Origin of the sequence: Streptomyces canus 299MFChir4.1, assembly GCF_000383615.1 — a bacterium.
GTDB lineage: Bacteria > Actinomycetota > Actinomycetes > Streptomycetales > Streptomycetaceae > Streptomyces > Streptomyces canus_C.
In genome coordinates, this window is sequence record NZ_KB911636.1 from 1 (window position 1) to 13,479 (window position 13,479).

At 68.5% G+C, this 13,479-nt stretch carries 12 protein-coding genes; 8 read left to right on the top strand and 4 right to left on the bottom strand.

Annotated features, from left to right (window positions below; translation table 11 throughout):
• From H293_RS51720 to H293_RS0145180, 3 genes are all read left to right on the top strand, one after another.
• Positions 1 to 346: class I adenylate-forming enzyme family protein (locus H293_RS51720; RefSeq protein ID WP_033416596.1), on the top strand; the 346-nt coding region annotated here is incomplete at its 5' end.
• 431 nt (positions 347 to 777) lie between these two features.
• Positions 778 to 1,389 carry a TetR/AcrR family transcriptional regulator gene (locus H293_RS0145175; RefSeq protein WP_020124355.1) on the top strand — a complete coding sequence of 204 codons (612 nt, stop codon included), beginning with the start codon at positions 778 to 780 and terminating at the stop codon, positions 1,387 to 1,389.
• A 118-nt stretch (positions 1,390 to 1,507) separates the two neighbouring features.
• On the top strand, positions 1,508 to 2,242 hold the full coding sequence (locus H293_RS0145180) for an SDR family NAD(P)-dependent oxidoreductase (RefSeq protein ID WP_020124356.1): 735 nt from the start codon (positions 1,508 to 1,510) through the stop codon (positions 2,240 to 2,242).
• A 20-nt stretch (positions 2,243 to 2,262) separates the two neighbouring features.
• Here the strand turns inward: H293_RS0145180 and H293_RS56280 are convergent.
• Positions 2,263 to 3,137, bottom strand: a protein-coding gene (locus H293_RS56280; protein ID WP_397896390.1) for an IS5 family transposase whose coding sequence is annotated in 2 segments (ribosomal slippage) — positions 2,263 to 2,780 and positions 2,780 to 3,137 — 876 coding nt in all. Because the reading frame shifts where the segments join, the coding sequence is not laid out codon by codon here.
• A 15-nt stretch (positions 3,138 to 3,152) separates the two neighbouring features.
• Here H293_RS56280 and H293_RS51725 point away from each other — a divergent pair.
• The 3 genes from H293_RS51725 (at position 3,153) to H293_RS51735 (ending at position 6,384) form a co-directional block, all read left to right on the top strand.
• Complete coding sequence (locus H293_RS51725) at positions 3,153 to 3,302, top strand: STAS domain-containing protein (protein ID WP_020124359.1); 150 nt, start codon at positions 3,153 to 3,155, stop codon at positions 3,300 to 3,302.
• Between the two features lie 368 nt (positions 3,303 to 3,670).
• Positions 3,671 to 5,209: an NlpC/P60 family protein gene (locus H293_RS51730; protein WP_078612891.1), complete on the top strand. Its 1,539-nt coding sequence runs from the start codon at positions 3,671 to 3,673 to the stop codon at positions 5,207 to 5,209.
• A gap of 926 nt (positions 5,210 to 6,135) precedes the next feature.
• On the top strand, positions 6,136 to 6,384 hold the full coding sequence (locus tag H293_RS51735) for a hypothetical protein (protein WP_020124361.1): 249 nt from the start codon (positions 6,136 to 6,138) through the stop codon (positions 6,382 to 6,384).
• A 771-nt stretch (positions 6,385 to 7,155) separates the two neighbouring features.
• Here the strand turns inward: H293_RS51735 and H293_RS61005 are convergent.
• Both H293_RS61005 and H293_RS0145220 read right to left on the bottom strand, forming a co-directional pair.
• Positions 7,156 to 7,467, bottom strand: coding sequence for a hypothetical protein (locus tag H293_RS61005; RefSeq protein ID WP_020124363.1), 312 nt, complete (start codon positions 7,465 to 7,467; stop codon positions 7,156 to 7,158).
• Positions 7,468 to 7,643: 176 nt separating this feature from the next.
• On the bottom strand, positions 7,644 to 9,839 hold the full coding sequence (locus tag H293_RS0145220; protein ID WP_028808774.1) for an ATP-binding protein: 2,196 nt from the start codon (positions 9,837 to 9,839) through the stop codon (positions 7,644 to 7,646).
• A gap of 142 nt (positions 9,840 to 9,981) precedes the next feature.
• Here H293_RS0145220 and H293_RS0145225 point away from each other — a divergent pair, with 142 nt between their 5' ends.
• Positions 9,982 to 10,785 carry a nuclear transport factor 2 family protein gene (locus tag H293_RS0145225; protein ID WP_020124365.1) on the top strand — a complete coding sequence of 268 codons (804 nt, stop codon included), beginning with the start codon at positions 9,982 to 9,984 and terminating at the stop codon, positions 10,783 to 10,785.
• Positions 10,786 to 11,447: 662 nt separating this feature from the next.
• Here H293_RS0145225 and H293_RS0145230 read toward each other — a convergent pair.
• Positions 11,448 to 12,263, bottom strand: coding sequence for a TetR/AcrR family transcriptional regulator (locus H293_RS0145230; protein WP_259294705.1), 816 nt, complete (start codon positions 12,261 to 12,263; stop codon positions 11,448 to 11,450).
• Here H293_RS0145230 and H293_RS0145235 point away from each other — a divergent pair.
• Entirely contained in the window at positions 12,262 to 13,356 is a 1,095-nt protein-coding gene (locus H293_RS0145235) for an MFS transporter (RefSeq protein WP_259294706.1), read from the top strand. The genes H293_RS0145230 and H293_RS0145235 overlap by 2 nt on opposite strands.
• Positions 13,357 to 13,479 lie beyond the last annotated feature (123 nt).

Sequence of the window (13,479 nt, forward strand, 5' to 3'; positions counted from 1 at the left end):
CACGAAGGACGCGGACGGTTACTACACCATCGTCGACCGCAAGAAAGACCTGATCATCCGCGGCGGCTACAACGTCTACCCCCGCGAGGTCGAGGAGATCCTCTACCAGCACCCCGCCGTGGCCGAAGCCGCGGTGATCGGGATCCAACACGCCGAGCTCGGCGAGGAGGTCGGCGCCGCGGTGGCCCTCAAGCCGGGCGCCGAGGTGGACCCGGAGGAGCTCAAGAACTTCGTCCGGGACCGCCTCGCGGCGTACAAGTACCCCCGCTCGGTCTGGCTCGTCGACGCCCTCCCCAAAGGACCCACAGGAAAAATCCTCCGCCGCAAGGTGGAACGCTCAGAATGACATGCGGAAGACCTCGTCCGGCTGCCAAAACGAGTCGGTCCGGCCGAGCTCGTACCCCCTCAGGAGCTCCCGAACGAAACGAAAAAACCCATCCGCCCCTCCGCTCGTAGCGTGGTAAATCCAGGCGAAGTTGAGGGTCATGGGGCCCCAGCAACGGGGCGTACATCTGAGTTCGTGATGGTGCTACACCGGTGACGGAGTCGGACAGGCCGATCCCGGAGAGGCTGCCGAGAGGGCTCGGTGTTCCGGACCCCAGCACCGCTGGGGGTCGCGGTGGCGGCGTAACTGCTTGACCTCCACCAACCGCCCGGGCCTGTCGCCTCGGGCTGACTGAGGGATACCGACGGCGCCGGGCCAGGGCCTGTTGTGAAAGTAGATCTTGTTCCTGGATGACAATTTGACCATACAGTCAATAACGTATTCTGAGGCACATGCCACGCCCCCGTAAGTTCGTAGAACGTGACGTCATCAGCAGTGCCACCGAGGTGTTCGGCGTGAACGGCCTCGCCGCCACGACCCTGGACGATCTGGTGCGGGCGACCGGGCTGGGGAAGCAGAGTCTTTACAACGCGTTCGGCGGAAAGCGGGAGCTGTTCCTGCGGGCACTCTCAGAGGACAGCGACGAGGCGGCGCGGGCCGTCTCGGAAGCGCTCCAGCACGGTGACGCGTCGCCACTGGAGCGGATCCGGGGCCACATGCTGCGCATGGCGATCGAGTTCAGCCGCAGCGACAGTCGGGTCTCACTCGCCACGCGTGCTCTCGTCGAGTCGACCGGCGAGCAGGATCAGCTCTCGACGATCACCAGGGCCGGCATCGAGGAGCACGCCGGGATCTACGCACACTGCCTCGAGGACGCCCAGCGCAACGGCGATCTCCCGGAGGACGCGAACCTGCGGTCGCTGGCGATGTACTTCGTCGCCGTCATCCGGGGGATGGAGCTGCTCGGCCGGGCGGGGGTCGGTCGTGCGGCGCTCACCGCTGTCGCACTCGACGCACTTCGCGTGTTGCCCGGCCGGGCGGACGCGGATCCCGCGCAGACATAGCCTCCACGGCTCCCCTTCCGCCCCTTATGGCGTCGGTCACACCCCTGACCCAGTTATTGCCCGTCTGGTCAAAAAATGTTTTATTGACCAGGCAGACAAAAACTAGGGAAGAGCAACCATGAACGTTCTGAAGGACAAGGTCGCGGTCGTGACCGGCGGAAATGCGGGCATCGGCCGGGCGATCGCACGGGCGTACCACGCCGAGGGCGCGCGGGTGTTCGTCACCGGTCGCCGCCAGGCACAGCTCGACGAGGTCGAGGCCGAACTCGGTTCCCAGGTGACTGGGATCCGCTGCGACGTGGACCGGCTCGAGGATCTCGACAGCCTCTACACGACTGTCGCCGACCAGGCCGGCCACATCGATGTCCTGGTCGCCAACGCCGGGATCGGGATCGTCGCCCCGCTCGGGGAGATCACCGAGGAACAGGTCGACGCCATGCTCACCACCAACGTCAAGGGTCCCCTGTTCACCTTGCAGAAGGCGCTGCCGCTGCTGTCTTCGGGAGCGTCGATCATCTTCACCGGATCGTCGGCCGCCACCCGACCGCAGCCGACCCTGCCCGTCTACGGGGCGACCAAGGCCGCGCTCCGCAACCTGGTCCGCGGATTCGCCCACGGCGCCGGGGCGGGCGGATACCGCATCAACATGCTCTCGCCCGGCGGCACCCGCACTCAGGGCCTGGCCGACCTGATCGCGACCGACGAACGCGTCGCCGCCGGGGGTGTGATCCCCCTCGGCCGCCTGGCCGAGCCCGAGGAGATCGCCGCAGCAGCCGTCTTCCTCGCCTCTGACGCCTCCAGCTACCTCAACGGCTCCGAACTCGCCGTCGACGGCGGCAGCGCACAGATCTAGGGCTGGTGTGAAAGTGCTGGTCATAGCCACTCGTTGATGGCTGCGACGAGCACGGTCGCTTCGAAACGGACGGCGAGTTTGTCATAACGAGTGGCGACGGCCCGGTGGCGCTTGAGACGGTTGATCCCACACTCGACCGCGTGCCGCTGCTTGTTGTCGCCCTTGTCGACCGTCGGCGGCCGCCCGCCATGCGATCCGCGGTTGAGGCGATTTCGGGTCCGGTCCGCCGGTACCGGGGTGGTGGCCTTGATCCGGCGTCTGTGCAGGTAGGAGCGATTGCTGCGGGAGTCGTGCGCCTTGTCGGCCCGGACCCGGTCCGGGCGCTTGCGCGGCCTGCCGAGCCCCAGCCTCGGAACCCGGATCGCTTCCAAGACCGGTTCGAACTGTGGCGAGTCGCCCTGCTGGCCGGCTGTGATCACGATGGACAAGGGCTTCTGTCCCTGCTCGACCGCCAGGTGGATCTTGGTGGTCAGCCCACCCCCGGAGCGTCCGAGACCGTGGTCGGCCGGCTCGACGGCGATGCCGCCGGGCGGCTCCTTCTGCAGATCCCCTTTTTCGACGCTCCGGCGGCGTGCTGGTGGGCCCGGCCGACCGTGGAATCGACGTTCACATCCCAGGTGATCAGGCCCTTTACGTCGGCCTCGGCCTGGAGCCGGGTGACGATCCTGGTCCAGGTGCCATCGCGCTGCCAGCGTCGGAAGAGGTCGTAGACCCGGTCCCAGGACCCGTAGCGTTCTGGCACATCGCGCGCGGGGACACCGGTCCTGGTCCGCCACCGTATGCCGTCTATCAGCTGCCGCCGCGTCCACACCTGCGGACGACCCGGCTTGATGCCCTGCGGCAACAGCGTCTCAAGCCGGGCCCACTGGCCGTTCGTCAGATCCCCACGTCCCACAGCACGTGAAGTGTCGTGATCGACCTGCGGCGGGTCACCTTCATGGACTCCACCGGCATCAACATCCTCATCGCCCCACCAGAACGCCACGGCGCCGGCGGCTGGCTACGCCTGGCCGCACCCACCGACTGCCATCCCACGCTCCGCGAAACGCTCAACGCCTGAGCCGTCCGTAGAACAGTGGCCGCACCACGGCAACCACGATGCCCGGCACCCTCTCGGTGCCAGGCGTCGTGCGTAGCAAGCAGCGACTGAGCTGCTCCCCCTCAGACGCCGCCCGACACCGAACCGTGCGACCAGCGCAGCCAGGGAAACTGCTCGCCGTGCCCACCGCTCATCAGGCAGTTTCCGCCCGCATGACCTGATCAGCTGTCAGCTTGGTGTCTGTCTGGTTCTTCTCAGGCGGACGTGTTACAGCTTCTGTTCAGCGCCCGGATTGGCATGTACCGGTAATCGGCTAGCCTCTCGGTGATCAGTGGAGCGGTAACGGCTCCACGCGTCCAGCGGCGGGCCTGCCGCCGGAGGGGGAAACGATGAACAGACAGCTGCGCGCGGGGCCGACCTGGTCGGGACTGCTTCGGTTTTTGCTGGCTTCCGCGCTCCTGGCCCTCGGTCTGGCGCTCGTGCCGGCGGCACCCGCACATGCCGCAGGCGACTGTAGGGCGTATGGGGAGACCAGCGTTCAGGGGGCGCTCGCCGTGAAGGCCGCCTGCGACGAGGTGGCGGCCGGCACCATGTACTCCTGGGGAGGCGGCCACGGCCCTGTGCCCGGCAAGACGCATGGCACCCCGGACGGCGGCGGCGCCGAGGCGTGGAACGACGGTAATGTCGTCGGCTTCGACTGCTCGGGGCTGACCCGCTGGGCATGGTCGGTGGCCACCGGCCGGGACATCCTCGGGCCCGGAACGACGTCCGACGTCTTCGACCGCTACTGGCCGGTCCGCTTCGCGGGCAGCGACGGAACGGCCCACCTCAAGCCCGGGGACGTGGTGTTCTGGCAGCGCACCCGGTTCTATTGGCAGAGCACCACGCACACTGCGATCTATCTCGGCGACGGGAAGATCGTGGAGGCGGCGGAGTCCCAGCACCCCCTCCAGGTCGCCGACTTCAGCTCGCATTCCAGCAGCATTTACGTCGGGGCGATCCGGCCGAGCGAGGGATCGGACTCCGCTTCACCGGACAACTCCGGCCTGCCCGGCCAGCTTTTCAGTACGTGGGGTGAGTGGGTCCGGGTGGGGAACGAACCGCGCCGCGGATCAACGGTGCAGCACACCTTCCCGGGACCCACCCAGGTGAAGATCTCCTGCCAGACGCGCGGCGAGTCGATCACTGCCGAGGGGATCACCAACGACCTGTGGTCGTACCTGCCCGGATACGACGCCTGGATCACCAACATCTACGTGCGCGGGCCCGCCGCGTTGCCGGGAGTGCCAGACTGCCTCAGCGGGGGCCCCGTCGCCGGGGCCGACGCCAGCGGGCGGTTCACCACCTGGGGCGACGGGGTGAACGTGCGCTCGCAGCCCACGCTCACCGCCGCCGTCCGGCAGACGATCGGTGGCGAGACGTCGGTGCGCGTCTCGTGCCAGCAGCACGGCGACGTCGTCAACGCGGAGGGCTTCGTCAACACGGTCTGGTCCTATCTACCCGACTACGACGGCTGGATCACCAACATCTATCTCAAGGGTCCCGCCGTGCTGCCGGGGGTTCCCGACTGCGCCGGCGGCGCGCTGGGCGGTGGCACCGCCACGGCGGGCTGCACCGACGGCGGAGCCCCGAACGGAGCAGGCGCCCGCTCGCCCCGCTCGGTGTCGATCGCGGGTCGACTGATCGAACTGCGCTACAGCGACACCACCGAGTGCGCCTGGGGGCGGGTCACCGGCGGAGCACCCGGCGACGAGGTGTGGGTCGACCGGAGCATCACCGGCGGGCAGTCATGGGACCAGCTCGGCTTCACCAGGATCACCAGCGGCTCGGACGTGTTCACTCCCGAGTGGAACGACCACAACGTGGTGATGCGGGCCTGCGGTAGCCCTGGCGACAGCGACACGGTCGTCTGCACCGACTGGTTCTGACAGCGGACAACGATGGCGGACCGCCGGCGCGGGGCCCGATAACAGACCGCCGACGGTCCGCCACCGCCCGTACGACCGTATCGGCCGGGCGATGTTCACCTGGCCGCCGTGGATGGTCAGCATGTCGAGGTGCTCGCCGCCGCGGGAGCTTCCAAGCGTTGAGTAATGGCACATGTCAGGTCGCTCGGCTGCGAATCCCTGAAACTGCTGGCGAAGCTCACCCAGGGTCGGCGGGTATGCCCTGGTGTAAATGACACGGGTACCGCCTGCCGGCATTTCTGCGTGCTGCGTCAAAGGGGGACCGCCTCTCCCCCAGAGTCAGATGGTCCTGAGTGTCGCTTCCCAGTACTGGCGGCGTCTGCGAGTGCACCTCAACTGGCCAGAGACACGGGATAAATCTGGCTGGAACCTTGCCAGCACCGCGCGTCGCAGACTGCGGTTACCCGTCTTTCCTGAGCGGCCTGTCTCCGCCGGGCCGGCCTTCCGGCCAGGTGACGGCTTGCTTCACTCGCTCTTCGATCAGGCGTGCCTGAGGTCCTCAGCAAGCAACGTTTCGACCGTGATCGAAAGGTTGGCTGCCTCCCACGGATGTCACTTACGTTGAGCCACACGGATCGACTGCGATGACGGACAGCCGGAGGTTGTTCATGCGTAGAATTCCACGGTTTCGCCTGCTCGCAGGGGTGCTGGCTCTGCTCCTCACTGGTCTTGTCTCGGCAGGCACTCAGGCTTCCGCTGCACCACAGGACTCGTTGACCCAGCAGCGGGGAGAACTCTCGGCTGCGCAGATGGCTTCTGCCACTGTCTTGCCGCCACCGAGCACAAATCTCGCGCGGGTCGGTGGGCCTTGGAGTGACCCGGCTCCCAACAGATTCTCCTCGGACCTGCTTGGCGGTGTGCCCACCTGCGCCACGAGCTACGCGTGCATGAGGGTCCAAAAGACCCCCGGCGGTCTGTACGCGGACTTCTGGTACTACAACTACGGCGTGTACTCGCTCGAGAACTGGGTCGGCATGGGGTGGATGAATAACCGGCAGACCGGCGGCGCGACGGTCCGCTTCCTCAACTCCTCCGGCGGTCTCATCGACTGCTTCGAAAGCGACCCAGTCTTTTCGGGCTCCTATATCGACTGGACTCCGGTCTACTTCATCCAGCTCTCCCCGTCGGGCTGCTGATTTCGTTCAGTATGAGGGCGGCTCACCGAACGCACGTACACAGATGCCCCAGGTCATGCACCTGGGGCATCGCGCGAGCGTCGGCTACTTTCCGCCTCACACCCCGCTCGCTCTCGGCTGTCTACTGGCTGGCCTGGTGCTGGGATTCGGCATGCAGGGCGAGTGCGTTGAGGGCGTCACCGGTCAGAGTGAGTACCTGCACGAACTGCTCATCCGGCTTGAGTCCCTCCAGGCCGGCGCGCGTCAGGGTGGCGTGCCACCCTGCCGGAGGCGCAAGGGGCGGATCAGCGCGTCACTGTTTCCTCCGCTGGAGGAGACCCATGCTTCGAGGCAGTTGATGCTCTGCGCCTTGGAGTCGGTCACTCCGGGAAGGCGTCGGAGGACCTTGACGGCCAGGTAATCGATGACGCCTTTGGCGAGCAGCAGTATTTGAGGGTGTCGGCTTCGTGCTGCTCACTGCTGGTGGGCATGGGCAGGCCCTCGAAAGCGATGCGGTCGGCGGGATGCCATGGCTTATGGACCGCTTGTCCCAAAAGCGCGCCCAGGGCGGTGTTGAAGTGCTCCCGTGCCACGAACAGCCGGCGTAGCGGGTCGGGCGGCCCATCGGTCCACCGGCCGAGAATGTCACGGTCGAAACGGCCCTCGTCGCGGCCTCCGCTGGGCGGGACATTGAAGCTGGGCCAGTGATCGCGTTCTTCGGATGGCAGGTCGCGTCCGAGGTCTCCGAGATAGACCTCGACCGTCGGGGTTGGTGCCGACAGAGATTCCCCATCACCCCAAGGGGCTCAGTCGGCCGTCTTCGATGCGGTAGCGGGACGGCTGGGAGGTGTACAGGCCGAGCACCTCGCGCCGGAAGAGGACCCGGGTCAGGTACTGCGGGGTGCCCCGATCGGTGACGTAGTTGCTCAGCTTGGCGGGGTCGCACGTGGAGGTGACGCGCTCCCCGGTGCTGGGGTCGATGCGGATCGCGAATTCCGGGAACCGGCGTTCGGAGGTGTGCGGGCGGGCCAGAAGAGCACAAAGTGCCGCAGGTCGGAGCGGTCGGCTGCCTCGATGTTCGGCTCGGGCACATGATCGAGCCACGTAATCCGGTCGTGCTGGATCACCGGCAAGCGGCTGTGCGCGGCGAGGTAGCGGCGCAGGGGCAGGGCCGCGATGTCGATGCGCGGCTCGGTGTCCGTGCGGCGAGTACGCACCCTCGTTTGGGGGAAACCACCGGACATCGACCGGACAGCGCCGGTACGGCCGGACGGCTGGGCTCAGTCCCGCCCGGAAACGGTCTCGGCACGCCGGACAAGTTCCCGGAACCGTTCGCCGAGTTGGTCGGAGTCCGGGGCTGGTTCCGAGCCTGCCACCCCTTCCCACCATTGCGCTGATGCCACGTCACCGAGGTCGGCGGCCACGGCTGCGGCCACGCCCGCCAAGTGTGTCCGCGGCCGCTCGTCCTGCTGGGGGGAGAGTTCGGCGGCGGCGGCGAGCATCACGGCGGCGTCGTCCAGGCGTCCTTCGCTGCGGGCGGCCTGCGCGCACTCCGCGAGGACCGCTGGGACCGAGAACTCACTGCCCAGCTTTCGCGCCGTGTCCGCGGCGGTCCGCCAGTGCCGCGCCGCCGCGGCCCGGTCGCCGCGCAACAGCGCGCCGTCGCCGTAGCCGATCGGCACGTGCACGGCCGCCCACACGTCGCGTTCCGCATCAAGGCGCTTCTTCATCAGGACCTCTGCCCTGGCCAGCAGAGTCTGTGAACCGTCGAAGTCCTCCAGGCGCAGCGCCGCGGCCGACGCGAAGATCGCTGCTTCCGCGGCCAGCGAGGCGTCGTCGATCCGCTCGGCAAGGCGCATCGCCCGCTCCGCGGTGGTGAACAGATCCGCGGCGACGCGATTGGACCCGGCGCGCGCCACCAGCCAGCGGGCCCGCCCATGTTCGCTCAGGTCGTTCTCGTGCAGGCGGTTGGTCCAGGCGAGGGCTTCGTGGGTGTGGCCGGTCATCCACAGCGGCAGCCACACCGACCACAGCAGCTCGGCGGCGGCGTCGTACCGGCCGGTGTCGACGAGGTGGTCGAAGCCGAGCCGCAGCACATGGCGGTCGGTCTCGACCTGCTCGACCGCCGTCATGTCGCCGCGGCCCCGGATCCGCGCACCGTGTTCGCGTCCCGCCCGCAGGGCCCATCGGGCCACGCCCCGACGGACGTGTTCTCGGTCGGCCGGTTCGAGGGTCTCGACGGCGTGCCGGCGGACCGGTTCCAGCAGCCGGTACCGCGTGACCGGCCCCGTGTCGTCGGCGCGAGCCACCAGGGAGTGCTCGATCAGCTCGGCGAGTGCCCCCACCGCATCCGCCGCGTCCGGCGCGGCGATCGCGTCGACGGTGTCGAGGGAGAAGCTGCCCGGCACCATGGCAAGCCGGGGGAGCAGGCGCTGGGCCGCGGGGCCGAGCATCTGGCAGCTCCACTCGATGGTGGCCGCCATGGTGCGTTGCCGCGCCGGCAGGTCCTGTGGGCCGGCCACGGGCAGTTCCGTGAGCGCGTCGATCCGCTCAAGCAGCGCCCGCGGCCCCAGCCGGGAGGCTGCGGCGGCCAGAAGTTCGATGGCCAGGGGCAGCCCGTCGGCCTGTCGGCACAGTTGCGCGACGGCACTGTCGTCTGCCCTCCCCATGGGCGGTGCCCCGGCGGCGGCCAGCCGCTCGCCGAAGAGCCGCTCCGCCGCGCTCGGAGCGAGTGGGGCGATACGCACCTCGCGTTCCCGGCGTAGGCGCAGCGGGACGCGGCTGGTGGCCAGGATCACCGTGTCGGGGGAGGCCGTGAGCAGCTCGGCCAGGTGGGGGCCGCAGGTCGTGACGCGCTCCAGGTTGTCGAGCACGAGCAGGGCCGACGTCCCGGCGAGATGCTCCGCGAGTCCGGTCACGGTGTCGGCGGTACAGGCCGCCGCGTGGGCCACGGCCGCGAGGGCGTCGTCGGGTTCGGTGACGTCGGTGAGGTCGGCGAAGTACACGGTGCCCGGGCGCTCGGCGGCCATCACATCGGCGGCTACGAGGGCGACGGTGGTCTTGCCCACCCCGCCCGGACCGGTGAGCGTCACCAGCCGGCCCGGCGTGGTGGCCAGGGCGGCGACGATCTCCGCGACCTCGTCGTCACGCCCGATCACCTCGACGCTCGGCGGCGACGGCGTGCGGGGCGTCAGCTTGCGGGACGGCATTTCGAGCGCCGCGTCCCCGGCCCGGCCCAGGGTGGACAGCAGCGCCATGCGGTCGGCGTCGCGGAGCTGCAGCGCCGTGGCCAGCGCCCGCACGGTGTGCGGCTGGGGCTGGGTCCGTCGCCCGCGTTCCAGCGCGCTGACCGCGTCGACGGACATCCTGGCGGCTGTGGCCAGCTCCTGCTGGGTAAGCGACCTGGCCTCCCTTAAGTCCCGCAGGAGCGCCGCGAAGCTGATCGTCTTCCGTGCCGGTCCCGCTGAATCGTTCACGATGTCGATTATGCCCGCCGGGTCCGGACGGCTGTCCGGACGGCTGTCCGGTCGGTGTCCCGGCAGTGTCCGGTTGTCGGGCAGCACCTCCGATGGCCACGATCGACATGACAGGACGAACCCCCGCTAGGAGATCCACGCCATGCTCCCCCAGGCCCTTCAATCACTGCGCGACGCGATCAACTCCCACGTCCCGGAACGGATCGCCGACTGTTTCACCGAGGACTACGTCGCCGAACGACCGCTGCGACCGGCCGAAGGGTTCATCGGTTCCGGCGAGGTCGCCGCGAACTGGACGAAGATCCTGGCCGGGCTGCCCGACCTCCACGTCGAGATCCTGCGCCACGCCCAGAACGGCGACGAGTTGTGGTCGGAGTGGGAGTATCGAGGCACCGCCCCGACCGGGGCGACGGTCCTGCTGCGCGGCCCGGTCATCCTCACCAGCCGCGACGGACGAATCGCCTGGGCCCGGTTCTACCCCGACCCGGTCACCATGGAGGGCCCGACCCACACCACCGTCTCCCAGGTACTGAACGCACCGGCCGAACGGATCTTCGCCGTCCTGCGCGACCCTCGCCGCCACCCCGAACTCGACGCAACCGGCCGGCTGCGGCACGCTGAGACCTCCCAGCCGCTCGCCGCTGTCGGCGACACCTTCATCATGGCCATGTACAGCGAGGAGCACGGCGACCACCGGATCGAGAACCGCGTCGTCACCTTCACCGAGAACCAGATCATCGGCTGGGCCCCCGGACAGCCCGGACAGCGCCCAAGCGGGCACCGCTTCACCTGGAAGCTCACCCCGACCGACGACGGACGCACGAAGGTGACCCAGACCTACGACTGGGCGGCGGTCACACACCCGGCAGACCTGGTGCGACTGCCAGTCGTCTCCGCCGACGAACTCAACGCATCGCTGACCCACCTGGCCGGGGCGCTGGCCTAGCCGTTCTCTCCACGAAGGTTGGTGACAGCGATCACTGACCTGTGATCTTGAAGTGGCTGAGGGTCCCCTGGCCGGGTGTGGATTGCGAGATCTTCTGCACCGGCGACCAGAAAGGCCCTCGTGCCCCACCTGCACCCCAGACCGAGACCGGACGTCTGCGCCTGGCCCGCTGCGTCGTGGACGACAACTGACCCCTGCGCCGGGCCACTGGGGTCCGGCGGATCTCGATGTGGCGCACTGCTCCGCGAGTGATGGACGCGCCGGGCTGAGGCTGAGTAAGACCGGCCGGACGCAGAAGCGCCACGGCGTCCTGTGCCTCAGATGGGCGGAGAACAGGGCAATCCGCCGGGCACCTCGCCCAGCCCTGCGGGGCGGCCTGTCGCGCCGCCACATAGTCGGACCAGTTCCCGCCGACGAGGGTGGCCCAGCGTTCGGCTGTCTTGGGGTGGATGCCGAGCAGGTCTGCGATGACCATGGGCGGCAGGCCTGCCTGCCAGCGCGTCCATCATGGCGGTGTTCCGTGCTGCCCGGACGGGCAGACCATGCTGCCTCAGAGGCTGCCGGCGAACACCTCCCGGAATCCGCGGCAGGCATGGCCGTCTGACGTCGTGCGGTTCCCGGGCTGTGCGTGGTCCGTTGTCGAGGTGTTGTGCATGTGAGCGTCAGCGTCCCTGCGCGTCCCAGTTCGCGAGCACGGCATCGGCCGCGGCATGCAGGTCCCGGGCTGATGTGCCGTCGCGCACCTGGGTCGAAATGCCGAGCAGGAAGCCGTGAATCATGGACGTCACGCCGTCCATGTCGGTGTCTTCGTGGAGTTCTCCTGAGACGATGCCGCGTACGACGCACGCCCTGATACGTGTTCGATCCGCCGCGCGACGCGCCGCTACGACCTTTCGGGCTGCGGCTTCTCCCCCTCCGGGCGCTCGGACCGTGCCCGAGAGGGCGACGAGGCATCCGCGAGGGTGGGACGTGTCGGTCTGCATGTCGATGGACCCGTGCAGGAGCCGGGCGACGGCCTCGCGGGGACTCATTGCCTCGTCGGCGACGACATCGGTGACGCTGCCCGGTCCGGCGATGTAGTGCTCAACGGCCTTCTCGAAGAGTCCCTCCTTCGAGCCGAAGGCGCCGTACAGGCTTGCGGAAGACAGCCCGGTGGCCTCGCGTAGCTGAGCCAGCGATGTCGCTTCGTAGCCCTGTTCCCAGAACAGCAGCATCGCGGCTTCCAGGACGACCTCCATGTCGAAGGCGCGGGGACGGCCGACGGGAGACACGGTGAACCTCCTCCATAACGGATTGACTGATCCAGTTTGACACTCGTCAGAACCCACCGTCAATATCGGATCGTTCAATCCGAAACTTGTGGAGGAGCCCGACCCGATGACCACCACGTTCCCCGCATCGACTCGCGATCGAGCGCGCGAGTCGCTTCCCATTCCGGCACTGGTGACGATGGCGTGTACCGGATTCATCGTGATCATGACCGAGACGCTGCCGGCGGGACTGCTCCCGCAGGTGGCCGGTGGACTCGGCGTCTCCGAAGGCGGCGCGGGCCAGCTCGTGAGCGCCTACGCGATCGGCACGGTCCTCGCGGCGATACCCGCGATCATGCTGACGCGCGGGACACGGCGGAAGCCGCTCCTCCTCGCCGGCCTGCTCGGGTTCCTCATCGCGAACGCCGTCACCGCTGTGTCGCCGTCGCTCGCCGTGGCTCTTGTCGCCCGGTTCATCGGGGGAGCCTTCTCCGGCCTGCTGTGGGGCATGCTGGCCGGATACGCCCGGCGTATCGCCGCACCCGAGCACGCCGGGCGTGCCCTTGCCATCGCCATGACCGGAACCCCTGTCGCGCTCTCCGTCGGGACACCCCTGGGCGCCTGGCTCGGTTCGACGGTCGGATGGCGCTGGTCCTTCGCCGCGATGTCCCTGCTCAGTGTCGTCGTCATGGTCATTGTGAAGTTCGTCGTGCCCGACGCCCCGGGGCAGTCGGCGCAGACCCGCGCTCCGCTCACCCGAGTGCTGGGCATTCCCGGCGTGGCGACCATACTCGCCGTCGTATTCATCTGGATGCTCGCGCACAACCTGCTCTACACCTACATCGCCTCCTACCTGCAGCAGATGCGTCTCGCACTCCGTCCCGACGTTGCACTTCTCGTCTTCGGCGTCGCCGCGTTCGCAGGGATCTGGATCACCGGCGTGTTCATCGACCGCGCACTGCGCAGGCTCACCCTGGCGAGTGTGGCCCTGTTCATCGTCGCCGGCGCGCTTCTCGCCGCCGCGCAGCACTCCACGGTGTTCGTGCTGCTCGCGATCGTCCTGTGGGGCGTCGCGTTCGGCGGCGCGGCGACGCAGTTGCAGACGGCCATCGGGGAGGCCGTGGGCGAGAACGCCGATGCGGCGAACGCCATGCTGACGACCTCCTTCAACCTGGCGATCTTCGCGGGCAGTGCCTTGGGGGCTGTGATCGTCGATGGCGTGGGCGCACAGGTGCTTCCAGCCGGGATGATCGCTCTCTCACTCGTGGCGGTCGTCACGGTCGGCTGCGGTCGGCGCGCGGCATTCCCCACAGGGCGGTGATCGACAATTGACCGGGCCACACCTGGTGGCCTGGGTGTGGGCGGACGGAAACTGGTCGCCGCACCGCTACGGGGTCTACCTCTCCTTCCTGCACACCGCCGCCGGGAAGTTGGTCGCCAGCGA

Bases quoted from the DNA above. Each gene is read 5' to 3' on its own strand.
- H293_RS0145230 (WP_259294705.1), bottom strand. From the start codon at position 12,263: ATGATCACGATGAATCCGGTACACGCCATCGTCACCAGTGCCGGAATG.
- H293_RS0145175 (WP_020124355.1), top strand. From the start codon at position 778: ATGCCACGCCCCCGTAAGTTCGTAGAACGTGACGTCATCAGCAGTGCC.
- H293_RS51730 (WP_078612891.1), top strand. From the start codon at position 3,671: ATGAACAGACAGCTGCGCGCGGGGCCGACCTGGTCGGGACTGCTTCGG.
- H293_RS0145235 (WP_259294706.1), top strand. From the start codon at position 12,262: ATGACCGAGACGCTGCCGGCGGGACTGCTCCCGCAGGTGGCCGGTGGA.
- H293_RS0145180 (WP_020124356.1), top strand. From the start codon at position 1,508: ATGAACGTTCTGAAGGACAAGGTCGCGGTCGTGACCGGCGGAAATGCG.
- H293_RS0145225 (WP_020124365.1), top strand. From the start codon at position 9,982: ATGCTCCCCCAGGCCCTTCAATCACTGCGCGACGCGATCAACTCCCAC.
- H293_RS51735 (WP_020124361.1), top strand. From the start codon at position 6,136: ATGAGGGTCCAAAAGACCCCCGGCGGTCTGTACGCGGACTTCTGGTAC.